Consider the following 21,587-nt stretch of genomic DNA (forward strand, 5'->3'; position numbering starts at 1 on the left):
CAGTGATCAGGAACCCCAGATATCCACGCCAGGGACATGCTTCTCGGACAGTTCCTTCCACTTGCCGTTGTCGCGAATGGCCTTGATGCCCGCGTCCAGCGCGTCGCGCAGAGCGGTGTCTTCCTTGCGGATGGCCACACCGGCGCCAGCGCCGAAGTACTTGGCGTCGAACTCGACCGGAATGCGGCCACCGGCGCAGCTGTAGTCCTTGCCGTCCGGTGTGGACAGGAAGCCACCCTGGACTTCGACCACGTCGGCCACGGTACCGTCCAGACGGCCGGACTTGATGTCCAGATAGACCTGATCCTGGGCGTCGTAAGGCACGACGGTCGCCCCTGCGGGCTTGAGCTCACCCATGGCGTACTTTTCCTGGGTAGAAGCCTTCAGCACGCCCAGCTTCTTGCCCTTGAAACCCGCGGCTTCGGCGCCCAGGTTCAGTGCGGTCTTGACGACCACGCAGGACGGCGTGTTGTAGTACTTGCCCGTGAAATCAACCGACTGCTTGCGCTCTTCGGTGATCGACATCGAGGAAATGATGGCGTCGTACTTCTTGGCCAGCAGACCGGGAATCATGCCGTCCCAGGCCTGCTCGACGAACACGCACTTGCTCTTGAGTTCGTCGCAAAGGGCCTTGGCCACGTCCACGTCGAAACCAGCGGGCTCGCCCGCGTCGGTCTTGTAGGTGAAGGGCTTGTAGGTGGGGTCGATGGCCACGCGCAATTCTGGCCACTGGCTGGCGGGAGCGGGTGCCGGTGCTTCGGCGGTGGGCGCTGGCGCCGGAGCGGCCGGCGCGGGGGCTTCGGTCTTGCCACAGCCCACCAGGGTGGCGGCGCCGATCATGCTGAGGGTCAGAAACAGATGCTTCATGAACGTCCTTGAGAGGGTTGAATGGAACTGGCCGGATTGGACTCCTGCCGGTGGGCGACATTGTAGGTGTGGGCAGTCCAATTAGCCGGCGCACCAAGCTGGTGTTTCCCCGGATGCATGGGGCTGCTCACGAGGGCAGGAGCAACATTTGGGCCGAACCTTGAATCAGGGATTTGATGGTTCAATAACTTAACATAATATACATCGTGGAATATTGAGAAGGCCGTAAAAACGGGCCTGAGCCCGTTCAACTTTCCACGCTGTCTGCACAACTTTTAATCAGATGCCACAACTGATATGTGACGCCCTTCGCAGGACCCAAGCAAGTTGGTTTCCCCTGATGCACGGTTGCAATGTAGTCATCATGACTGACTCTGTCAAACTTTTTCAACGCTCCCTGTCAGATCTACCAGCCATCCAGCACCTGCGGTTCAAACGAGCTTGAGAACCGGGTTGACCGGTGGCACGGGCACGACCCAACGGTCCGGCTGAGTGAGCACCACGGCGCTGAGCTTGCCTACGGGCACGCCACCGCGCCCCATGACCTGGTACTTCAGGATGTTGACCTTGCCGGGCCCCATCAGATGCCATCCCGACTTGATCACTTCGCGCTGCACCTGCAGCGCCTGTGCGTCGACCTGGGCATCACTGGCTGCAACAGTTTCTGCGGCGTAGGTACGAAATACCAGCGGTGAGACCAGCGCCATGCCCTCGGCCACGAAATGCACCAGCGCGCCCGTCTCGTTGTACTTCAAGGCCCGGCTGGACAGGCCTTTCTGCAGCCATTCGATGAAGCCGACTGCCGCAGGTGTGGGTTCGCTGGGCCTGCTGGCAGTTTCGTGCGGCAGCTCTGGCAGGAATGGACTGAGAATGACTGGCGCAGTCTGGAACTGTGTGGGAGCCGCCCTGGCAAGTACCTCGGGCGGCTGCCCAGAGCGAGCCAGCAGCGGTCGAACTGCTGGCAGCGGAGGCAGGCTTGGAAGCGCCTCTCTGGTACGGTTTGCGCCAGTGTCGGGCGATTTAGCCGCGTCAGCTCCAGCTTTGGATGCACGTTTGGCCGCTGATGCACGTGCCTTTGGCGGTGCGGTCACGACCGACGGCCCTCGCGGTGCGGCTTTTTGCGTTTCCAGGGGTTGCTGCGGCAGCTTCGGTAAGTCCTTGAACGCTGAAGCGTCGTCCTCGAAGTCCAGCCACTTGTCCAGCGGAGGCTCCACACTCGCAACCGCCGCAGGAGATGAGGTTAGTGGTGCGTGCTGTGATTCGGCCGGGCGCTGCTCACCACGCGGTGGCGTGTGCGAGGGGGCGCTTGTTGCCCGTGGTGTGCCTTGAACCGGACCGTCAGGATTGGGGCCGCCCGCCGCCATGGTCGCTTCGGCCGGCTTTCCCGGCCGCTTGAAGACAGGCGCTCGCAGTGTTTCGGTCTTGGCTTTTGCCTGTTTAGGCGCGCCAGATAACTCCTGATGACTTGCGCCGGGAGTGGGTAACCGGGTGGCCTGACCGAGATCTCTGTTGGATGGCGTGCCTGCACCATCATTCGGCACCGACTGGTTTCCAGATCCTGATTCCTGTCGAACCTCTGGCTCAGCAGAAGACTCGTTGGCCGCCTCGACCGCAGCTGCTCCGCGCTTGACCTGCACCACAATGCGCCCGCGCATCGGGGGTGGGTATGCCACTGATTCCTCGAACACCTTGTCCAGCGGAAATCTGAGCATGGTCAGTGAGTGACTGTAGGCCCCATCGTTCTCCCCTGCCCCTTGCACAGGAACTGCTGCAACAGACTCGGAACCGTCCACGGCCGAACCCTGCACCAGTACATACCAGATGGCCTGTCCGCTTTGCGGGTTGGGCTGGATGCAGCCGTACTCCTGCCAGGTATCGAACAGCCGATCATTCTTGTTCTCGCCTGGCACAGTTTCATCCGGGTGGTGCTGTCGTATGTGCAGCCTCACCGCATCGGCCAATCGCTTGGCCACGAACCAGATGCTGCCGTCGTAGACCCAGCCAGCGGCACCGGAACGATTCAGAGGCAAGGCGGTGCCGCTCCCGAGCATCTCGCGCACCGATTGCATCAGCAGGTCGATCAGCGGGATGCTCGTGGCGGTCGTGAAGCGCTCGCGGCTGCCGTTGGCCAGCGCCTGTTGCGCCGAGGTCTGGTCGGCCTTGCGCACCAGCTGGGCCAGCATGCTCGCCCTGTCGCTCCCAGAGAGGTACTGCGTCAGGGCCTCGAATGCCTGCGGTCGGTGCGCCAGAAAGCTCAGTGCCGTGGCCGGCGCCACCTGCTGCAGCAGGATCGTGGCCAAGCGGGAATGTGCCGCATAGTCTCGCGCCGACTTCGGTGTGAACTCCACCAGATACTCACCGCCAGGCCGCGACTGCACCATGGCCGTCAGCGGCCCGGACATCGGGACCCAGCGCAGCGGCGCTCCGATGCCGGTGCAGATCCAGTTGATGCGAAGGTCCGCCATGATCTTGCCCACGTCGTGGAGCAGCGCTGCGAAGAAGACCACATAGGTCCACTCGTCGCGCTGAGCGTCCATCTCCTCGACGCTCGCACCTTCCGGGAAGAAGTGACCGTTGCGCCAAGTCATCGCCGCCAGCGTCATTTCCAGCGTGTGCGACAGCAGCCCACCGACATGGGCGTGGTGATGCGACTCGGAAGCGGGCATGAGCTGCACAAACTCCGCATAGCGGTGGACCGCTGGCAACAAGTCCCGCTCCCAGACGATCTGCGCCAGACGCGACTGGCGCCACATGGTGTCAAGTGCCTTGCCGCCATGCACCACGCGCAGCAGGTCTGTCGCAGGCAGAACCCTCAGCCACCCCTCGGCGTGGCCACGGACCACCGGCATGGGGGGATTCACCTCATCGGGTGCCGCACGCGGCGGGATGGCGGTGGCTGGTGCGCCGCCGGATGCCGGACGTGGCGAACGTGGGTCCCAGCGTTTGATCCAGCGCATGCAGTGACCGATCATGACCAATGCCTTAGCGCTCCAGCAGGTAGGCCATGAGCTGTTGGCGGATCTGACGTCCCTTGCGGTTGATATGCAAGGTGGCGTGGTCAGGCAGGGCGATGTGCTGCCCCAGGAACGTCAGCCAGGGCTGCTCCAGCGGATTCCACGGGATGTCCATGGGCAAATCCTTGAACCTGCGTTCGAGCTTCCAGCGCGCGCCGAACAGTGTCACAGGCGAATTGGTCAGCAACACGGCGAGCCGGAACCGCAACGCCGCGGGGTCCTGTTCGGGTGGGGTGGCGCCGCTGCGCTTGCGCATGACCTCCTCGCGCAGGTCCAAATCCGCCATGCAGGCCGCTTCGGGCATGCCAGTCTCCATCCACCGTGCCACGCCGTCGTACATGCGTAGGAAGCCGAAAACGCGCGGCAACCAGTCGACCATGCCCAACTCTTGCAGCGAGGCCGCCACCAGATAAGGTGCGTGCTGAGCATCATGGACGCTGCGCCCATCGGCCATGTGCAGGGTGTTGGCAAAACCCACCTTGGGCGAGAGCGGCTGGCGCGTGGTCATTGTTGTGAATCCGTGCGAAAAGAGACCGAATCACTCTAGGCACACCAGCCCTTTCATTCAACTCAAAACCTGCCAGCATGTGCGGCAGGTTTTCGCTTGACGCCCGCGCGCTGATTTGCTACCCGCATCCAGGCGCTGCCGCACGCCCCGCCGTGCGGCAGCGCTTCCTGTGCCCGTATCCCCCGCATTGCCCGTTCCAGTAAGCCCTTTGCACCCCGAGGCCTTGGGAGGGGTGCGCCCTTTGGGTAGGGCCATTAACCGGTAAACCGCCTTTGCCCGTCCCTGCCCCGCCCTCGGGGCAGCGCACCTCTTTCGTCGCTTTGCCACGACTGGAAATCGCAGGTACCGCTTAAGCATTGCCCTGTCAAGCGAAAACCTGCCTTTTCTGCGGCAGGTTTTCGGTGGCGACAAACCCGCCCGATTCAGAAACTGCCCAGCACTGGCGACGCATCTCTTGGGGCGTCATGTTTGCCTGGTGGCCCTCGCGGGTCACCAGGCGCTTTCTTCCCAACAGGTCCCAGGCGCGTCCAGTGATTTCAACCAGTGAAGAGGCGGGTCCATGTCATTCAAAGCACTTTTGTCCCTGGTGATGCTTGCGGTGCTGGCCGTCGCAGGCCATCCCGTCTTTGCACAGACCGTCACCCCCGACGGCAGCCAAGTCCAGGTGGGGCGCTACACCACGCAGGCGGGCGCGCCCACCGAAAGCCTGGCCGACCCGCTTTCGGTGTTTGCGCAACTGAGCTACCCGCGCCAGACGGTCAACACCGTGGGCGAGGCGCTGGCCCACACCCTGGTGCGCACGGGGTTTCGGCTGGTCCCAGCCGAGGTGCTCGATGAAGCCGCACGCAACTTCCTTGCCCTGCCCTTGCCCGAGTCACAGCGGCGCATGGGACCGCACCGTGTGAGCGACCTGCTCAAGACCTTGCTGGGTCCCGCCTGGCAACTGCACAGCGATCCGGTGAGCCGCCAGGTCTGGTTCACCCGCTCGGCTTTCAAGGGCACCCCGGCGCCTCAACCGCCCGGACCCCAGGCGCAAGCCGTAGAGGCCGAACGTCACGCCGATGCATTCGGCTCGCCCTGAGCCTTTGCTCACCGCGCCGCGCATTCAGTTCCCTTTCGACCACTTTTCATATTCGCCGTGAGGACCGCCATGGACCCAGATGCAGAAATGCAGGAGTTTCAGCGCCAGCAGGACGATGAGTTCTGGGACACCAAACGCCGTGACGCCGAGCAGACACGCACGTCGCGTTCGCCTCGCGCACGGGCTGCTGACCATCCAACTGATGGCGTGTTGCCCGATCCGACCGAAGCGGTGCGCAGCAACGCCGACGCGACCTTTGAGCGCCTCACGCCTGCGAGTGCCGCGCCGCTCAAAAAGGGCAAGCCGGTGCTGACCGGTGCCGTGGTTCTGCTGCTCATTCTGGGCTCGGTGGCCGCGTTCATGATGTGGTCCTCAGGCGGATTGCCATTCGCTCGCAAGAAGGAGGCATCGCCCGCACCGGCTGCGCTGGCTGACCCCACCGCGCCGGCCGGCGCAGGTCTGCCGCCTGCCTTGCCGGCCACAGCGCCGGCTGAGGCCGTGCCTGCGGCACCGGCCGCGCAGGACCCCAAGCTGCAGGAACAGCTGGAGCGTCTGGAGAAGCGCCTGGACCAGCTGGTCGCCGGCTTCAAGGCCCAGGGCTACATCAAGGAGGGGGCCGGTCAGGATGGGGCCGATTTGCAGGTGGCCGACTTCCTGCCTCACCCCTCGATCCTGCCGCCGCCGGCCGCACCGCAGCCGGTCGTATCACCAGCGGCAAGCCGTCCGGCGCCGCGCAAACCCGCAGTGCGCCGCCCGGTCGCTGCCGTGGCTCCCCGGCCGACCCACCAGGTGCTCAGCGTAGACATGTGGGACGGCCGGCCTTCGGTGGTGGTCGGTGAGGTCGGAGGCAACCCGGCGCACGTGCGCGTGCTCTCGCCCGGCGACTCCTACCAGGGTGTGACGCTTACCTCGGTGGATGTGGCTGGCCAACGCGCGACGTTCAGTGACGGTGCCCGTTCGGTGAGCATCGCCGTGGAGCGTCAGCCATGAGGACCCCGCTGCTTCGCCCGGTGCTGGGTTATGTGGGCGTGCTGGGCGCCGCAAGCCTGCTGATGTGGGTGCTGGTGCAGCCGGCAGGGGCGCAAACCGCCACCACACGCATTCAGGAATCCCAGACGCAACTGGGTCAGACCAATGCGCAGCGCATCGCCCAGGCGCATTCGCGCCTGGATGCCAACGATCTGCTGGTGGCTCAAATCTGGGGCCTGAGCGAGGAAGAGATGATCCGCGCCAAGGTCCTGCTCAAGGGGCCTCGGGCCGCGTTCTCCGTCGAAAACCTTTCTCCCGTGGAGGCCCTGGGCATCCACGCACGCGATGAAGCGGAGCGCCAGCGCTACGCCGAGATGTTTGCCCGTGCCCTACAGGCCGATGTGGAGCGCTCGCTGGCCTGGAACCGCGCGTTCCAGCAGGCCCAGTCGCGCCTGTACCCGAACCAGAAGGTCGTGGATTTCGAGGGCCTTCCCATGGTGGAGGGGCCGACCTCTGCCGCCGACCTGCTGGGCATCCCGCGCAAGCTGGTCAAGGACCCATCCCGTCCCTTGGCGCCAGCCAAGGCCGCACCTCGCCGCTGAGCCAGAAAACGGACATGCAAGCTCAGCACCACCTTTCGTCCCTCTCGAACCGCCCAGTGTTCAGGCACCTGGGCGCGTGGGCGCTGTGCGTCGGATCGGCCCTGGTGGTGACGCAACCCTATGCGCAGGAGCCCGAGCAGGGTGCAGCTTGGATCAGCGGCGCGGAACACCAGCGCGTGATCCTGCCCCGGATGAGCAAGCAGCCCGCAGCACAAAGCCACACGGCCGCACGAGGTGTTTCTGAGCCTGAGCCGGTGGGCAAAACCCTCCCTTCCGCGACCTCCGACAAGGCGGCAGCCGTGGCTGAGCAGCTGCTGCAGCGGCCCGTGCAAGCCAACAGACGCGGGCGCCAGATGACACCGGAGATGGCACAGATGCTCCAGCGAGCGTCTCATCACTTCGCAGTCGATGCCCACCTGGTGAAAGCGGTGATCCACGCCGAGTCGGCCTTCAATCCCCGTGCCGTCAGTCCCAAGAACGCCATCGGGCTGATGCAGGTGCTGCCATCAACAGCTCGCGATCTGGGACTGCAGGATTTGCAGGGTCTGTCGGTGGAGCAGTTGTTGACCGACCCGCGCGTGAGCATCGTGCTGGGCACCAAGTACCTGGCCGAGCAACTGGCCCGATTCGGCGGCGATGTCGAGCTGGCCATCGCTGCCTACAACGCCGGGCCGGGCGCGGTCATCAAGGCGGGCCACCGGGTGCCCAACTACCCGGAGACGCGCCAGTACGTGCGTCGGGTGCTCAGTCTGGCCAGGGCCTACCAGAGCGCGGGTCAAGGCACACCCGAGCCAGGGGGGCCGACATGAACGCGCTGCGCAAATGTGCCACCCGCCTGTGCCTGATCGGCGCGGTTCTACCCTTGTTTGCGCTGTCGCAACCGGTGGTGATCCACGCCGGTCCCGGCGCCGTGCCCATGGGGACCTACCTGGGTCACCTGGTGGTCGGTGTGGATCAGGCCGGTGTGCTCGAAGGCGTGCGCTTCCCGATCCGCTCGGGCATGGTGCCGGGCGTGCTCTCCGAAGCACAGGCTCAGGCCGCAAGCGGGCTGTTTCGTCCCGAATGGCTGGCTCATCCGGTGTTCCTGGTGGGCACCGATCCGCTCAGCCGCCAATGGCTGTCGCAGTACCGTCAGGCCCTGATTGCCCTCGGAGCGTCCGGTCTTGTGGTGCAGGCCGAATCCGAACGCGCTTTCAAGCAGGTCCAGCAGCTCGCCGGTGGCGCATCGCTGGCCCCCATGGTGGGCGACTGGCTCACCACCACGCTGCGACGGGCGGGCGTGCAGACCTATCCGCTGCTGGTGCTCGCCGATGGGCGCCTGACCAGCTCTCCCCCTCGCTCGGCGGGCGCCTCGCCCTCTGTGGCGCCGATGCAGGAGGCCAGGCGGTGAAGCCCGATGACGCACTCGAAGCCCTGCTGCGGCCTCCGGTGGAGCTGTGGAGCACGATGACCGTCTGGGGCGTGGCCCTGGTGGCCATCGTGGCGCCGTGGGCGCTGATGATGCCGCCGTGGATGGGCTGGGTACTCGCGGCCATCGCGGGCTACTTCGGGTGGGTGCGCTGCAAGCAGGCGCTGCACATCCTGAAGTACCAGCACGGGATGAAGTACTACCCGGTGACGCGCATGGTGCCTCACGAAATCCCCGTCGAGCCTGGGCAGTTCTACCTTGGGCACGGGTTCGAGTGGTCCCAGCAGCACACCCAGCGCAAGCACGAGGCCAGCCGGCCGGACGCCGAGCGCTTCGTCAAGCCGCAAGCGAGAGAAAAAGCCCTGCGTCAGCTGGGCACACGCCTGTCCGCCTGGAGCGAGGAGGCCGCAGCGGCTGCCGCCGCCGATCAGGCCCCGCCTTCGAAGTTCACCGGTATCCGCATGGGTGTGGCGGGCCTGACCGCCCAGATGGTTCAGTGGGACCACTGGCTCAACCCGCTCAAGGCCTATGACGACCTGGGCGGCTCGCCGGTGCTCCATGGCGTGGGCACCATGGAAGAGCGTCCCATCACCATGCGCCAGGCCTCGCGCACGGGCCACATGATCGTGCTGGGCACCACGCGCGTGGGCAAGTCGCGGCTGCTCGAAGTGCTGGCCACGCAGGACATTCACGCGGGCCATGTGGTGATCGTGATCGACCCCAAGGGGGACGCCGATCTGATGATGCGGCTGTACGCCGAAGCGCACCGTGCGGGGCGTGGCAACCAGTTCTACCTGTTCCACCTGGGCTATCCCGACATCTCTGCCCGGTACAACGGCATCGGCAACTTCTCCCGCATCACCGAGGTGGCCGCACGCGCCACCAACGCCCTGCCCTCCTCGGGCAACTCGGCCGCGTTCAAGGAGTTCTCCTGGCGCTTCACCAACCTGGTGGCGCAGGCCCAGGTCGCACTCGGCCGCGTGCCGACCTACGAGAGCTTGCTGGCCGACGTCACCGGTATCGACCCTCTGTTCATGGACTATGCCCACATGGTGTTTCGCCAGAAGGCGTCTGAGGGTCAGTACACGGACTACCAGGACCGGCTGGGTCATCTGGAGGGCCTGATCGAAAAGAAGAAGTACCCAGTCTCGCGGGCGCTGTCTGACCGCGATCCGCCGCTGGTGGCCATGATCTCGCTGATCAAGGAGCTGCGGGTGCCGGACAAGGTGCTCACGGGCCTTGCGGCAGCGGTGTCCTACGAGCGGTCCTTCTACGAGAAGATCATTGCCAGCCTCGGCCCGTTCCTGGAGAAGCTGACCTCCGGCGCCGTGGGCAAGCTCATCAGCCCGGACTACTTCGACCCCCACGACAAGCGCCCGATCTTCGACTGGATGAGCGTCATCCGCCAGGGCGGCATCGTCTACTGCGGGCTGGACGCGCTGACCGACTCGGTGGTCTCTTCGGCCGTGGGCAACAGCATGCTGGCCGATCTGGTCAGCGTCGGCGGCAAGCTCTACAAGACCGGTCTGGACCCGCACCACCCCACGGGCAAGATCGTGCTGCCCACGATCTGCTGCCACTTCGACGAGGTCAACGAGATCGCCGGCCCCGAGTTCGTGCCCATGGTTAACAAGCTCGGTGGCTCGGGCTTTCGGATCACGGCCTATACCCAGTCGATGTTCGACATCGAGGCCAAGGTGGGCGACAAGGCAAAGGCCGGCCAGATCCTAGACAACTTCAACCACCTGGTGATGCTGCGGGTGCGCTCGGTCAACACGGCCAACCTGCTGGCCGAGCAGGTACCGCAGGTGGACGTGGTGCACATCACACCCAGTACCGGCGTGAGCGACAGCGCGGCCGATGGCAGCGGCGTGGACTTCACCTCGCGCAACGTGGACATCGTCACCAGCACCAAGGTGCCGATGATCCAGCCGGCCGACATCCTGAGTCTGCCCCAGGGTCAGGCCTTCGCCCTGCTCGAAGGCAACCGGCGTTTCAAGCTTCGCATCCCGCTGCCCAGGAAGGATGCCGACCCGTTCGTGCCCGAGTCCATCCGCCAGGTGGCGCTGGACATGAAGGCGCGCTACCGGACCTCCGAGCAGTGGGCGCGCGAGACCGACTGGCTGGGCAACCAACCCATCGGCCTGGCCGGCGCCGGGGTGATCGACACGGCACTGGCGCTGCGCGACCAGGTCCAGGACGAGCAGGAAGACTCGGACGGCGATGACGGCTTGGCCACGCGAACCGAGCCGCGCGAGATGGACTTCAACAGCTCGGCCAACGCCACGGGGGTGCTGGAATGAGTGCCATGGTGGCCAAGACGCCGGGCCGGCCGCGCGCACGTGGTCCGGTCGAGCTGGGTCTGGAAATGGGCTTTGGTCTGTTGTTCATCACCCTCTTCGCCTGGTTCATCGGGATGATGATCGAGATCGTGGGCTCGTTCACGCTCTGGCGCGACCTGCAGGAGAACCACGCTCAGCAGATCGTGGAGCAGGACCTGGAGTACATCGCCCAGGCGCCGCGCAGCCTGCTGGTGCACGACACCGTGGCCTGGTCCGAGCAGCTGGTACGCAATGTGCGCCTGCCCTACGAGCGTCTGGGGGTGATTGCCTGGTACGAGCGTCAGCAGGCGATCTTCCAGGCCGCGCAGGATGCGCCCTCGGGCGATCTGCGCCACAACGCCGCCCGCGCCAACCGCTCCATGCAGATTCTGCTCAGCCGCTGGGCGGTGACCTCCATGTACGTGCTGCAGGACGTGCTGCTGCGCCTGTCGGTGGCGGCGTTTGCCGCCCCGGCCTTCATCCTGGCCTGCCTGGTGGGTGTGGTCGATGGCCTGGTGCGCCGCGACCTGCGCCGCTGGGGGGGCGGGCGCGAAAGCTCCTTCGTTTACCACCACGCAAAGCGCTACACGGCCTGGGCGCTGACCGGTGGGTTCGGTCTGTACCTGGCCTGGCCGTTCGGCAACTTCAACCCGTCCCACATGGTGATCGTCTTCACCGTGCTGGTCGCGTTCGCCATGTCCACCACGGTGGCCACCTTCAAGAAGTACGTCTGATGCAGCCCAGCTACCCAGCCCACCGAATCACGTCGCACCGCATCCCGTCGCTCTTCGAGCCCGGCGCCGCGCAGACCACCCCTGTTTCACCCCAAGGAGTCCCGATGAACACCTCTGTTTCCATGCTCCCGTCCCAAGCACCCCAGCAGGTCACCCCAGGCACGCGCGTGCGCCGCAGCTGGGTGCTCGCCGTGCTCTATGTGGCGCTGAGCGCCACCAACGCCCAGGCGGGCGACGCCGACACCGAGCGCGAGAACCTGGCGCGCATCGCCTCGGAGATCGAGCGCGTGCAAGTGATGGTCTCCGAAGCCGCACAGACCGCTCCCACGGGCGAGCGGGTGAAGTTCCGCTACGACTGGCTGCTGCGCGACCTGGGCCAGTTGCGCGAGGGCATCACCTCCCATGTGGATGCGCCGCGCCAGCCACGCCCGGTGCCGCCGCTGCGTGGCGACTACCGCCAGTGAGCCCACCCACTCCACTTTTCACAGGAGCTGCTGCATGGACCCCACGATGAGTCTGGCATTCGAGGCGGGATCGGGTGTCTCGCCCACAGCCCTGCGGACCACGGTCCAGCTCATTGCCAGCGGCGTGATCCTGCTGGTCTTCGCCTGGGCCATGTTGGCCATCTTCAACGCCTACAAGGAAGAGCGCGCCTCGCTGATGTCGGCCACCTGGTCGGCGCTGAAGGTGATGGTGATCCTGGCGGTTCTGTTCTTCGCGGTGTTCCGGTGACGCGAGTGATGTTCTGACCCATCCACCGGTTTTTCTTCCTTCATCTCCATCACTTCTTCAAGGAGCAAACCCATGACCCAGCGTCAACACCCACCCGCCCGGCAGGCCGCTGCCTCAGGGTTCCAACATTTGCGCGACCGCCTGCAGCGCTGGGCGCTGGCAACGGTCGTGGCCGTGATGTGCAGCCCGGCCCTGGCCGCGCTGCCGACCATGCCGACGCCGGGCACGGACATGAACGGCGCCACCTGCGCCGCTGGCGACTGGATGTGTGCAATGAGCGCCTACTTCAAGGCGGGCATGGCCATCCTGGGCCTGGTGCTGGTCGCCCTGGGCTTTCTCTACGTGGTCGGCGGTGCCCTGTCCAAGTGGCGCGAGTACACGGCCGGCCGCGCGCAGATCGCCGACCTCAAGGAGTATTTCATCATGGGGATGATCCTCACGGTGTTCCTCGTGATCCTGGTGACCTACGCCTTCCAGGTGATCGGTCAGACCTGATCGGCCAGCGCAGCAAAGCACATCCAGGCTCAAGCAAGGGAACAGGTCATGAGCGGCACACCGACGGCGTCCGACGACACCCAGCGCAGCGCCGAGCGCAGCGACGCTCCCGAGCGGGTGCCACTGACCCACCGCGTCAACGTCGAGCCGTCTGTGCTTCGCGGCATGACGGTGACCGAGGCCAAGGTGATGGCGGCGATCTCCATCCCCGTCTGCTTGCTCCTGGGTGTGGTGTTGCTGTTGTTCACGGGCCTGTGGCAGCTGATGCTTCTGCCCGCCATCTTCGGGCCGATTGCCGCCCTGTGGTTCGGATCGGCCAAGCTGCAGGACCTCAAGCGCGGTCGTCCCGACGGCTACTACACCCAGGCGCTGCACCTGTGGTTTGCGCACAAGGGCCTGAGCAAGAGCCGGTTTCTCACCCATCACGGGCAGTGGTCCCTGGGCCGCTCTCTGCCGTTCTCGCTGAGTCACCCCCTGGACCCGCAGGCCGGCCGTTCCCTCTGGCGCCGGCTGGCTCGGCCGGGCCGCACACCCCATGAATCCTGAGTTTTCACAACGAGCTGATCACCATGTCCAGATACCTTGATGCCCTTGCCGCCGAACGCGCCCACAACGCCCGCCTGTTCCGGGCCCTGGTGGTGATCGGCCTGGTGGCCGTCGTCGGGATGGCACTGCTGTGGGCCAGGCCGCGCCAGATCGACCTGCACATCAACCCGGACCTGCGCGCCGGGGAGCGCGTGTCGGTCACCGGTGGCGTGGCGCCCGTGCCGAATCCGAACGTGTACAGCTTCGCCTACTACGTCTGGCAGCAGATCAACCGCTGGCAGAGCGATGGCGGCAAGGACTACGGCAAGCAGATCTACGACTTCCAGTCCTACCTGACCCCGCGCTGCCAGGCGCAGTTGCAGGGCGACATCGACAACCGCAACCGGGCCGGCGAGTTGCACCAGCGCACGCGCCAGATCAGCGAGATTCCCGGCCTGGGTTTCCAGGACAACCGGGTGATCGGCGAAGGTCCCTCGGCCTGGACGGTGTTGCTGGACATGCAGGTGACCGAAACTTTCCGGGGCCAGGCGGTCAAGGACGCCTTCATCCGCTATCCCGTTCGCGTGGTGCGCTACGACGTTGACCGCGAGCGCAATCCGTTCAGGCTGGCTGTGGACTGTTTCGGCTCTGCCGCACCCGCTCGGCTGGACATCAAGGACAGCGCCATCGGCGCCGCTCAGGGACTCACCCCCGCTGCATTGCCGGCGATCAGCGCCCAGGCACCGATTGCGGTGACGCCATCGCCGACCACGACACCGCCCGCTGCCGACAGCGCAAACACCGCGACTGGCGCGCCCGCGCCCGCCCCCTCCGCAGCGCCAGCGAGCCGATGAAACGCCATACCCACGCTGCGCTGCAGCGGGCCATTCCACCCAAAGGACGACCCATGCCTGATCACACCCCGACCCTTGCGGGCCATGCCCTGCGCGCCAGCTTGGCAGCGCTGGCCGTGTTCGCAGCCGTGCCGACGCTGGCGCAGCAGGTGCAGGACATCGCGCCTGCTGCGGCCCAGCCACCGCTGATCGCCCTGCCTGCGGCAGGCCAGAAGCCGGCGCCGGCATCGAGCACCTCCTCCCCACCCGTGGTCGCCGATGTGGACCTGGGACAGGCCGGCACGGTCGCTGCCGGCGCCTCACCCGCTCCCATGCCCCAGGGCGTGGCCGCGCGCGCGGCCGCTGCGGCCCGCGATTCGGGAACGTCGGCGTCGTCAGGTCAGGTCGCGCCCATCTCCAGGGCCAAGCCAGCCGCCAGGAACGCCAACCGCGCGGGTGCGCCGTCCGCCGCCGCTGCTGCGTCGGATCGCCCCGGCGTGGAGCGGGCGGTCTTCAACCGGCAGTCGGTGCGGGTCGGCCTGCCGGTCCAGCGCGAGCGCCTGATCACGCTGCCCGGCCCAGCCGCCCTGCATGTGCCCGCCGACATCGAGTCGGTGGCTCGCGTGGAGGCCATCGACCGCACCATCTACGTCACCGCGCTGGTGCCCTTCGCACCGATCCGTATCGTGGCCGAGCTGATCGACGGTGGCCGGCAGATCCCGCTGGACCTGGTGGCCAACGCCCAGACCTCGGGCGCCAGCGCCGAGCTGGAGGTGTTCCTAGACCGGACCGGTAGCCGCGAGGCCTCTACCGGCGCTGCAGCGGCCACCGAGGCCGGCCCACCAGCTTCGGACATGGTCGAACTCACGCGCTTTGCCTCGCGCATGCTGTATGCGCCACGTCGCCTGGCCACCACCCGGCCGGGCATCTCGGAGGTGCAGGTCAGCACCAAGCCCGTGCCCGGCCTGGTGCGTGGTGGCCTGGTCGAGACGGTGCCGCTGGGTCAGTGGCGCTCGGCCGGCCTGTATGTCACGGCGGTTCGCGTGACCAACAAGTCGGCACAGCCCTTCGAGCTGCCGCTGGAGCACCTGCGTGGGCGCTGGCTGGCGGTGACAGCGCAGCACGGGCGCATCGGCCCGGCTGGCAGCGAGACGGACACCACGGCGCTGTACCTGATCTGTGACCGCGCCTTTGACGCCTGTCTCTGACCCGAGGAACTGCACATGGCCATCAAACAGAACACCTTGCTGCCTGTCCTGGGCGTGCTCTCCCTGCTGATCGTGGGGGTCATCCTGTACCAGCAGTTCAGCGGCTCGCAAGGCAGCGCACCCGCTGCACCCATGAAGGCGGTGCCCCAGCCCAGCGAGCTGCCACCCACCAAAGGGGCTGACAACGACAACGCGGGCGAAACCCTGGCCACGGTGGTGGCCAGCAACGCCGAGTTGCGCAAGCAAGTGGCCGAGATCGTCGAGCGCAACAAGAAGCTCGAAGAGGAAGCTGCCCGGCGCGGCGCAGCGCGTCCCATCACGGGGTCTGGCCAGAAAGACGGGGAGTTCGGGGCGACTGTGGACGCCGCTGGCCAGGCCGCTGAATCGATGCTGGGCGCATTGCCCACCCTGCCGACTTCGCGGCCTGCGCCGGGTTCGCAGGTCGGTCGCACGGTCAATGGTGGTGCCGCAGCGCCCATCACGGCGGACCTGAACCTGGGCGAGCAGGAGGCGGCGCCGGGCGCCGTGGCCTACAAGACCGTGGCGCCCATGGGCTACGCGGCCTTCGAGGACACCCGCAACCGCAATCAGGGACCACCCTCGACACGCTATGTGCGCACCAATGCCAGTGCCCGCACAAGTGCCGAACCGGCAGGTGCAGGCGGCGCAACCACCGGGGGCGCGGCAGGTGCCGCCGAGGCGGAACAGGACGAGGCCTATTTCACGCTGCCCGAGAACTCGACGCTGGTGGGTGCCAAGGCCATGACCGCCATCATCGGTCGTGTGCCCATCGACGGCCGGGTGACCGATCCGATGCAGTTCAAGCTGATCGTCGGACGCGAGAATCTCGCGGCCAACGGCTGGGAGCTGCCCGAGGACATCGCCGGCATGATCCTCACGGGTGTGGCCATCGGCGACATGGCGCTGTCCTGCTCCGAGGGCAAGATCCGCTCGGCCACCTTCGTGTTCAACGACGGCACGATCCGCACGGTTTCCTCGCGCGGTCGAGGCGCTGCGGCCGGATCGAGCGGCGACCTGGGCTTCATCAGCGACCCGCGCGGCAACCCCTGCATCGTCGGCAAGTTCGTCACCAACGCGCCGGCCTACCTGACCGACATCATCGGTGCCAAGACCCTGGGAGTGGCAGGCCAGGCCTACGCCGACGCCGCCAAGCTGGTCACCCAGAACGCCCTGGGCTCGACCACCACCCAGATCACCGATACCAGCCGCTACGTCATGGGCCAGGCCGTCAGCGGCGCCACCGACGAGTTCACGGCCTGGCTGCTTTCGCGCCTGAAGAATTCCTTCGACGCGGTGGTCACCCCATCGGGCCACGAGGTGGTCATCCACCTGGATCAGGAGCTGCGCCTGGACAAGGCCGTCGCCGCCCGAAAGATCGCGCACCGCGCCCAGAACACCAGCAACGCCCAACGCGGAGGAAACCATGGTCTCGAATGACACCCCACGCCACCACGTTCATCACCGCACGCCGCGCCCGGCCTTGCTCGGCATGCTGGTGCTGCTGCCACTGGCCCTGGCCGCATGTTCGGCCGCAGGTCCGCGCGAGTCGCCCCTGATCGGCGCCACCGAGGGCAGTCCCACGGTCACCGAGGTCTACCGCGACCAGCAGTCGGGTCAGGGCGCACAGGGTCGGAACCTGCAGGCCCGCGACAACCTGCACCTGGCCAGCCGCGCCCGCACGGTGGACGGGCGCGATGCGCGTCAGAGCAAGTACTGGGACCCGCTCAATCCGACGCAGCAGCGCTTTGCCCGCGTGCCCAACCCCGACCTGGTGATGGTGGTCTACCCCCACCTGGCCAAGGGCAAGTACCCCGTGCCCGGCTACGTGACGGTGTTTCCCATGTACGAGACGGTGGAGTACGCCCTGCCCGGCGAGATCGAGCAGGAAGACAGCCAGGCGCGCGACCGATTCATCCCGGCCCGCTGAGCCACAGAACGGCCTCACCGATTTCATCCACCCGCCCATCAAGAGGGATGCCGCCCATGGCTGCTACACAAAAACTCGGTCTGTTGTCCGTGGTCCAGGCCCTGGGTCTGATGCCCAAGGGGCGTGCTGGTGCCGCAGAAGCTGCGGGCACGGAGCCGAAGAAACCCAGCGCTGCCCGTCAAGAGCCCAAAGACGCTGCACCGCGCGAGCCCATGACCGTGGGACGCCGCCAGGGCATGGCCCAGCGTCCGCCTTCGTTCACCGACCTGCTGCCGTATGTCAGCTATGAGGCCGATGCGAAAACCTTCGTCCTGGGCGACGGCACCACGCTGGGCGCGCTGTTCGAGCTGGGTGCGGTGCCCACGGAGGCCCAGGCGCCGGCCTACCTGATCGACAAGGCCCGCAAGGTGCAGGAGGCCCTGCAGGCGCTGCCCGAGTCCACCGACACCCCGTGGATTGTCCAGTTCTTCGTCAACGACGACCGGGACATCAGCGGCCTGAACACCTATCTGCGCGACTACATCGCCCAGGTGCATGAGCGCTACCCCGAGCGGCGCGATGCCATCCTGGGTTCGCCCTACACCCAGGCGGTGCTCAAGGAGTTCGAGAAGCACCTGGCACTGGTGTCTCGCCCGCAGGGCCTGTTCACCGACACCCTGGTCAGCGGCCAACCTTGGCGCGGGCAGCAGCGGCGCGTGCGCTGCGCGGTCTACAAGCGCTTCACCCGCCTGTCCGAAGACCCCTCGCCCGCCCAGGCGCAGATCGAGGCGGTCTCGGTCACGCTGATGGCCACGCTGCAGGAAGCCGGTGTTCAGGCCCGCCGCTGCAGCTCGCGCGAGTTCTACGAGTGGCTGCTGCCCTTCTTCAATCGCAAGGTGCCCTGGGCCAGCCGCCATACCGGTGACCTGCTGGAGCAGCTGCCCTACCCCGGCGATCAGTCCCCCGCCCACGATGCCGACGGCCGCGAGGCGGCGCCGGTTTTCGGGTGGGACATGGCCGACCTGCTGAGCGTGAGCCCACCCGTCTCGGATGCCGTGGCGGGCCTGTTCGAGTTCGATGGCGTGCCGGTCAAGGCACTCACGCTGGACGGCATGCGCACCAACCCGAACATCGGCCACTTCACCGCCGAGCGCAGCCTGGGCAAGGAAGCCTTTGCGCGCTTCGACCGGCTGCCGGCCGGCTGCATGCTCTCCATCACCGTGACCGTGGAGCCACAGCACAGGCTGGACGAGCACATCGCCCGCATCCGCGACGCCTCGCGCGCCCAGACGCCGCTGGCCATGGAGACGCACAAGGAGTGCGTGCAGGTGCTCAAGCGGATGATCGAAGGCGACAAGCTGTATCCGATGCTCATGACGCTGTACGTCACGGCGCCCACCCGCGAGGAGCTGGGCGCCGTGATCTCGCAGGTCAATGCCCAGCTCGTGCCTTCTGGCCTGCGCTTCATCGACGCCCGACAGGACCTGGTGGCTCTGGACAGCTTCATCCGGGGTCTGCCCTTCGCCTTCGATCCGGCGTTCGATGCCAAGCAGCTGCGGCGCACCCGCTTGACCTTCGCCTCGCAGATCGCCGCCCTGCTGCCGGTCTACGGGCGCTCGCGCGGCACGCCGCACCCGGGCATGTGGTTCTGGAACCGGGGCGGTGAACCCCTGTGGGTCGATCCGCTCAACCGGCACGACCGCAAGAAGAACGCCCACATGCTGGTGCTCGGACCCACAGGCGCGGGCAAGAGCGCGACCTTGAACTACATCGCCTTGCTGACCATGGCGGTGCACCGCCCTCGCCTGGTCATTGCCGACGCCGGTCGGTCGTTCTCCCTGCTCATGGACTACTTCAAGACCATGGGTCTGTCGACCTACAGCGTGACGCTGACCACCGAGGCGGACGTGTCCCTTCCACCCTTCTTCCACGCTCACCGGCTGCTGGGCGACCAGGACGTGATGTCCTCCTACCGCGCGGCCGAGCAGCAGGCCCGCCAGAACGCCGGCATGCCCGACGATGCCAGCCTGGATGCCCTGCTCGAAGGCAAGAAGCCGACCGACATCGAGCGCGGCACCTCGGCAGCGGGTGGTGATGACGCCGACGCCGACGACGAAGGCACCGACAAGCGCGATCTGCTGGGAGAAATGCTGATCGCCGCGATCATGATGATCACGGGTGGCGAGCAGCAGGAGGTCGAGCGCATGTCCCGCGCCGACCGATACCTGATCACCAACGCCATCATCCGCGCCGCCACCCGCTCTGCAGCCGAGGGCCGCAAGCACCCGCTGACGCACGACGTGGCCATCGCCCTCATGGGCATGCATGCCGATGCCACGCTCTCCCCGGCGCGCCAGGCGCGCGCCGAAGAAATGGGTCAGGCCATGATGAGCTTCACCCAGGGTCTGCGCGGCAAGCTGTTCAACCGCGAGGGCGTGGACTGGCCCGATGCCGATGTGACCCTGGTGGAGATGGGCACACTGACGCAGGACGGCTACAGCGATGCGCTGGCCGTGGCCTACACCAGCCTGATCGACTCGGTGCAGTCGCGCGGCGAGCGGGCGCAGGCCGAGGACCGGCCCCTGATCATGCTCACCGACGAAGGGCACCTGATCACTACCAACGAGCTGCTGGGTCCCAAGATCGCCAAGGGCACCAAGATGTGGCGCAAGCTCAACATCTGGTTCTGGCTGGCCACGCAGAACTTGAAGGACTTCCCCGACAGCATGAGCCGCGTGCTGTCGATGTGCGAATACTGGATGCTGCTGACCATGGACCGCTCCGAGATCGAGGAGGTGGCGCGGTTTCGCAGTCTCACCCCCGAACAGCGCGCCCTCATGGAGTCGGCCCGCAAGGAGCCGCCCAAGTACACCGAGGGCGTGCTCATCTCGGCCTCGGACCAGGCGCTGTTTCGCAACGTGCCACCGGCCCTGCCGATTGCCCTGGCCATGACCGAGGGCCACGAAAAAGCCCATCGACGCCGCCTGATGGATCAGCACGGCTGCTCCGAGATGCAGGCCGCGCAGTTGGTGGCCGACGAACTGACCGCCAAGCGCGGCTGATCGAAAAAGGACGGACCATGGACCAGGAAATCACCAACTTCAACGCGGCGCGCTGGAACGAGCTGTGTGTGCAGTTGGCCGCGCAGGCCTCGCGCAACTGTGGCAGCGCTCATGACCGCTATCAGCGCCTGTTCTCCGAACTGGTGGACGAACGCCTCAGGGCGATTCCCGAGGTGCATCACGCGGCCGCGCTGGAAGTGGCCTACCGCTGGGACTATCTGGACCCGGAAGGTCGCGAGAAGGCTCTTCAGGAATTTGACACCGGGGGACACTGACATGACTCATCAAGAGGGCAACACGTTCGGTCTCAGCGCGGGTGTCTTCCGCTCTGCCCTGCTTTGCATCCTGCTGGTGATGCTGGCGCTTGGCAGCGGCATCGTCCAGGCGCAGTCCAGAGCAGCGGTCGCCGACCTGTACGGCGGTGTCGAGCGCATCGAGCTGTTCCTGGCACGCCCGACCCCGGTGCGCAATGTCCAGGGCGCCAAGGTGCCCGTGAAGGTCTATCGTCTGTACGCCCACCAGCAGTACATCGAGCAGACCCTGATGCCCAGGATTCCCAAGCTGCCGCCGGGCGCATCGAGCACCGAGATCCAGCACAACATCTCGGCCTACATCGAAGCGAACAAGGCCCAGATCGAGGCCGAGTCCAAGGACCTCAAGGCCATGTACCTGGAGGGCAAGGAACTCACGTTCCGCTACAAGCTGCTGGACTACCCCGCGTTCGTGATCAATGGTGTGGCGGTCTTTGACCACTCGAACGAGCTGCACGAGGCGCTGCGGGCCTACCAGAAGCACTACCGGGGGCGCTGAGATGACGCATCGCAAGCTCGTCGGTGCCTGTCTGGCGCTGGGACTGGTGACATTCACGGCGCTGGGCACCACTGCCCAGGCACAGAGCGCCAACAACGATCTCTACCGGGGCATCACCAAGGTCGAGGTGTTTGCCAACTCGGCCATGGTCATCACCGGGGGTGAATCCCAGCGCTACCAGCTGGTCATCTACCGGCTCGATGCGCTCAAGAATGTCGAAGCGGCGATCAACCAGCGCCTGCCCAAGACCGAAGCGGCCGCGCGCGCGTACTTCCAGGCCAACCAGGCCGAAATCAAGAAACAGATCACGCCGCATGTGCTAAGCGCCGCCAACGGCATTGCCCTGGCCAGGCACTACAAGATCGACCGCCTGCCCGCCATCGTCGTGGACGGCGCCAACGTGATCTACGGGGTGCCGGACGTGCCGCAGGCCCTGGCACTGGTCCAGCAGCATCGGGCCTCTGCCGCCAAGCGCTGAAGGGAGATCCACC

General features: G+C 66.3%; 22 protein-coding genes. 19 read left to right on the top strand and 3 right to left on the bottom strand.

All coding sequences use genetic code 11. The features are described from left to right. Positions 1 to 6: 6 nt before the first annotated feature. The 3 genes from DD542_RS19100 to DD542_RS19110 form a co-directional block, all read right to left on the bottom strand. Positions 7 to 867, bottom strand: a complete 861-nt coding sequence (locus DD542_RS19100; RefSeq protein WP_066160235.1) for a transporter substrate-binding domain-containing protein — start codon at positions 865 to 867, stop codon at positions 7 to 9. Positions 868 to 1,298: 431 nt separating this feature from the next. After that, positions 1,299 to 3,716 (bottom strand): MobH family relaxase, encoded by a 2,418-nt coding sequence (mobH, locus tag DD542_RS19105; protein ID WP_127806715.1) that lies wholly within the window; start codon positions 3,714 to 3,716, stop codon positions 1,299 to 1,301. A 133-nt stretch (positions 3,717 to 3,849) separates the two neighbouring features. Next, on the bottom strand, positions 3,850 to 4,389 hold the full coding sequence (locus DD542_RS19110; RefSeq protein ID WP_127806716.1) for a hypothetical protein: 540 nt from the start codon (positions 4,387 to 4,389) through the stop codon (positions 3,850 to 3,852). Positions 4,390 to 4,948: 559 nt separating this feature from the next. On the opposite strand from DD542_RS19110, the gene DD542_RS19115 reads away from it, so the two are divergent. The 19 genes from DD542_RS19115 (at position 4,949) to DD542_RS19205 (ending at position 21,574) form a co-directional block, all read left to right on the top strand. Then, entirely contained in the window at positions 4,949 to 5,470 is a 522-nt protein-coding gene (locus tag DD542_RS19115) for a hypothetical protein (RefSeq protein WP_127806717.1), read from the top strand. A 69-nt stretch (positions 5,471 to 5,539) separates the two neighbouring features. After that, the gene (locus tag DD542_RS19120; RefSeq protein ID WP_127806718.1) at positions 5,540 to 6,460 is read left to right on the top strand and encodes a hypothetical protein; all 921 of its coding nucleotides are present in this window, start codon (positions 5,540 to 5,542) and stop codon (positions 6,458 to 6,460) included. Continuing rightward, positions 6,457 to 7,041: an integrating conjugative element protein gene (locus DD542_RS19125; protein WP_127806719.1), complete on the top strand. Its 585-nt coding sequence runs from the start codon at positions 6,457 to 6,459 to the stop codon at positions 7,039 to 7,041. The genes DD542_RS19120 and DD542_RS19125 overlap by 4 nt, the downstream gene beginning before the upstream one ends. Before the next feature lie 14 nt (positions 7,042 to 7,055). Further along, entirely contained in the window at positions 7,056 to 7,850 is a 795-nt protein-coding gene (locus DD542_RS19130) for a lytic transglycosylase domain-containing protein (protein ID WP_127806720.1), read from the top strand. Next, a complete protein-coding gene (locus DD542_RS19135; RefSeq protein WP_127806721.1) occupies positions 7,847 to 8,431 on the top strand; it encodes a PFL_4695 family integrating conjugative element protein in 585 nt (194 codons plus the stop codon). The genes DD542_RS19130 and DD542_RS19135 overlap by 4 nt, the downstream gene beginning before the upstream one ends. Then, positions 8,428 to 10,752 (top strand): type IV conjugative transfer system coupling protein TraD, encoded by a 2,325-nt coding sequence (traD, locus tag DD542_RS19140; protein ID WP_127806722.1) that lies wholly within the window; start codon positions 8,428 to 8,430, stop codon positions 10,750 to 10,752. The genes DD542_RS19135 and traD overlap by 4 nt, the downstream gene beginning before the upstream one ends. A 5-nt stretch (positions 10,753 to 10,757) precedes the next feature. Further along, positions 10,758 to 11,504, top strand: a complete 747-nt coding sequence (locus tag DD542_RS19145) for a TIGR03747 family integrating conjugative element membrane protein (RefSeq protein ID WP_127807443.1) — start codon at positions 10,758 to 10,760, stop codon at positions 11,502 to 11,504. Between the two features lie 104 nt (positions 11,505 to 11,608). Beyond that, the gene (locus DD542_RS19150; protein WP_241559599.1) at positions 11,609 to 11,968 is read left to right on the top strand and encodes an RAQPRD family integrative conjugative element protein; all 360 of its coding nucleotides are present in this window, start codon (positions 11,609 to 11,611) and stop codon (positions 11,966 to 11,968) included. A 34-nt stretch (positions 11,969 to 12,002) separates the two neighbouring features. Beyond that, positions 12,003 to 12,236, top strand: a complete 234-nt coding sequence (locus DD542_RS19155; RefSeq protein ID WP_133156644.1) for a TIGR03758 family integrating conjugative element protein — start codon at positions 12,003 to 12,005, stop codon at positions 12,234 to 12,236. Between the two features lie 72 nt (positions 12,237 to 12,308). Beyond that, positions 12,309 to 12,731 carry a TIGR03745 family integrating conjugative element membrane protein gene (locus DD542_RS19160; protein WP_127806724.1) on the top strand — a complete coding sequence of 141 codons (423 nt, stop codon included), beginning with the start codon at positions 12,309 to 12,311 and terminating at the stop codon, positions 12,729 to 12,731. A 48-nt stretch (positions 12,732 to 12,779) separates the two neighbouring features. Next, entirely contained in the window at positions 12,780 to 13,277 is a 498-nt protein-coding gene (locus DD542_RS19165; protein WP_127806725.1) for a TIGR03750 family conjugal transfer protein, read from the top strand. A 23-nt stretch (positions 13,278 to 13,300) separates the two neighbouring features. Further along, positions 13,301 to 14,110, top strand: a complete 810-nt coding sequence (locus DD542_RS19170) for a PFL_4703 family integrating conjugative element protein (RefSeq protein ID WP_127806726.1) — start codon at positions 13,301 to 13,303, stop codon at positions 14,108 to 14,110. Between the two features lie 53 nt (positions 14,111 to 14,163). Continuing rightward, the gene (locus DD542_RS19175) at positions 14,164 to 15,297 is read left to right on the top strand and encodes a TIGR03749 family integrating conjugative element protein (RefSeq protein ID WP_241559600.1); all 1,134 of its coding nucleotides are present in this window, start codon (positions 14,164 to 14,166) and stop codon (positions 15,295 to 15,297) included. A 15-nt stretch (positions 15,298 to 15,312) separates the two neighbouring features. Then, positions 15,313 to 16,755, top strand: coding sequence for a TIGR03752 family integrating conjugative element protein (locus DD542_RS19180; protein ID WP_127806727.1), 1,443 nt, complete (start codon positions 15,313 to 15,315; stop codon positions 16,753 to 16,755). Beyond that, on the top strand, positions 16,742 to 17,245 hold the full coding sequence (locus DD542_RS19185; RefSeq protein ID WP_241559601.1) for a TIGR03751 family conjugal transfer lipoprotein: 504 nt from the start codon (positions 16,742 to 16,744) through the stop codon (positions 17,243 to 17,245). The genes DD542_RS19180 and DD542_RS19185 overlap by 14 nt, the downstream gene beginning before the upstream one ends. Positions 17,246 to 17,301: 56 nt before the next feature. Next, positions 17,302 to 20,286: a conjugative transfer ATPase gene (locus tag DD542_RS19190; protein WP_241559602.1), complete on the top strand. Its 2,985-nt coding sequence runs from the start codon at positions 17,302 to 17,304 to the stop codon at positions 20,284 to 20,286. Positions 20,287 to 20,303: 17 nt separating this feature from the next. After that, complete coding sequence (locus DD542_RS19195; RefSeq protein WP_127806728.1) at positions 20,304 to 20,561, top strand: hypothetical protein; 258 nt, start codon at positions 20,304 to 20,306, stop codon at positions 20,559 to 20,561. A gap of 1 nt (position 20,562) precedes the next feature. Next, positions 20,563 to 21,096, top strand: coding sequence for a hypothetical protein (locus DD542_RS19200; protein ID WP_127806729.1), 534 nt, complete (start codon positions 20,563 to 20,565; stop codon positions 21,094 to 21,096). Between the two features lies 1 nt (position 21,097). Continuing rightward, the gene (locus DD542_RS19205; protein ID WP_164868437.1) at positions 21,098 to 21,574 is read left to right on the top strand and encodes a TIGR03757 family integrating conjugative element protein; all 477 of its coding nucleotides are present in this window, start codon (positions 21,098 to 21,100) and stop codon (positions 21,572 to 21,574) included. Positions 21,575 to 21,587: the final 13 nt, after the last annotated feature.

This window comes from Hydrogenophaga sp. NH-16 (assembly GCF_004006415.1).
GTDB classification, from domain to species: domain Bacteria; phylum Pseudomonadota; class Gammaproteobacteria; order Burkholderiales; family Burkholderiaceae_C; genus Hydrogenophaga; species Hydrogenophaga pseudoflava.

Excerpts from the sequence above, each read along its gene's own strand:
- DD542_RS19100 (WP_066160235.1), bottom strand. The coding sequence starts at position 867 with ATGAAGCATCTGTTTCTGACCCTCAGCATGATCGGCGCCGCCACCCTG.
- mobH (WP_127806715.1), bottom strand. The coding sequence starts at position 3,716 with ATGCCGGTGGTCCGTGGCCACGCCGAGGGGTGGCTGAGGGTTCTGCCT.
- DD542_RS19110 (WP_127806716.1), bottom strand. The coding sequence starts at position 4,389 with ATGACCACGCGCCAGCCGCTCTCGCCCAAGGTGGGTTTTGCCAACACC.
- DD542_RS19115 (WP_127806717.1), top strand. The coding sequence starts at position 4,949 with ATGTCATTCAAAGCACTTTTGTCCCTGGTGATGCTTGCGGTGCTGGCC.
- DD542_RS19120 (WP_127806718.1), top strand. The coding sequence starts at position 5,540 with ATGGACCCAGATGCAGAAATGCAGGAGTTTCAGCGCCAGCAGGACGAT.
- DD542_RS19125 (WP_127806719.1), top strand. The coding sequence starts at position 6,457 with ATGAGGACCCCGCTGCTTCGCCCGGTGCTGGGTTATGTGGGCGTGCTG.
- DD542_RS19130 (WP_127806720.1), top strand. The coding sequence starts at position 7,056 with ATGCAAGCTCAGCACCACCTTTCGTCCCTCTCGAACCGCCCAGTGTTC.
- DD542_RS19135 (WP_127806721.1), top strand. The coding sequence starts at position 7,847 with ATGAACGCGCTGCGCAAATGTGCCACCCGCCTGTGCCTGATCGGCGCG.
- DD542_RS19145 (WP_127807443.1), top strand. The coding sequence starts at position 10,758 with ATGGTGGCCAAGACGCCGGGCCGGCCGCGCGCACGTGGTCCGGTCGAG.
- DD542_RS19150 (WP_241559599.1), top strand. The coding sequence starts at position 11,609 with ATGAACACCTCTGTTTCCATGCTCCCGTCCCAAGCACCCCAGCAGGTC.
- DD542_RS19155 (WP_133156644.1), top strand. The coding sequence starts at position 12,003 with ATGGACCCCACGATGAGTCTGGCATTCGAGGCGGGATCGGGTGTCTCG.
- DD542_RS19160 (WP_127806724.1), top strand. The coding sequence starts at position 12,309 with ATGACCCAGCGTCAACACCCACCCGCCCGGCAGGCCGCTGCCTCAGGG.
- DD542_RS19165 (WP_127806725.1), top strand. The coding sequence starts at position 12,780 with ATGAGCGGCACACCGACGGCGTCCGACGACACCCAGCGCAGCGCCGAG.
- DD542_RS19170 (WP_127806726.1), top strand. The coding sequence starts at position 13,301 with ATGTCCAGATACCTTGATGCCCTTGCCGCCGAACGCGCCCACAACGCC.
- DD542_RS19175 (WP_241559600.1), top strand. The coding sequence starts at position 14,164 with ATGCCTGATCACACCCCGACCCTTGCGGGCCATGCCCTGCGCGCCAGC.
- DD542_RS19180 (WP_127806727.1), top strand. The coding sequence starts at position 15,313 with ATGGCCATCAAACAGAACACCTTGCTGCCTGTCCTGGGCGTGCTCTCC.
- DD542_RS19185 (WP_241559601.1), top strand. The coding sequence starts at position 16,742 with ATGGTCTCGAATGACACCCCACGCCACCACGTTCATCACCGCACGCCG.
- DD542_RS19190 (WP_241559602.1), top strand. The coding sequence starts at position 17,302 with ATGGCTGCTACACAAAAACTCGGTCTGTTGTCCGTGGTCCAGGCCCTG.
- DD542_RS19195 (WP_127806728.1), top strand. The coding sequence starts at position 20,304 with ATGGACCAGGAAATCACCAACTTCAACGCGGCGCGCTGGAACGAGCTG.
- DD542_RS19200 (WP_127806729.1), top strand. The coding sequence starts at position 20,563 with ATGACTCATCAAGAGGGCAACACGTTCGGTCTCAGCGCGGGTGTCTTC.
- DD542_RS19205 (WP_164868437.1), top strand. The coding sequence starts at position 21,098 with ATGACGCATCGCAAGCTCGTCGGTGCCTGTCTGGCGCTGGGACTGGTG.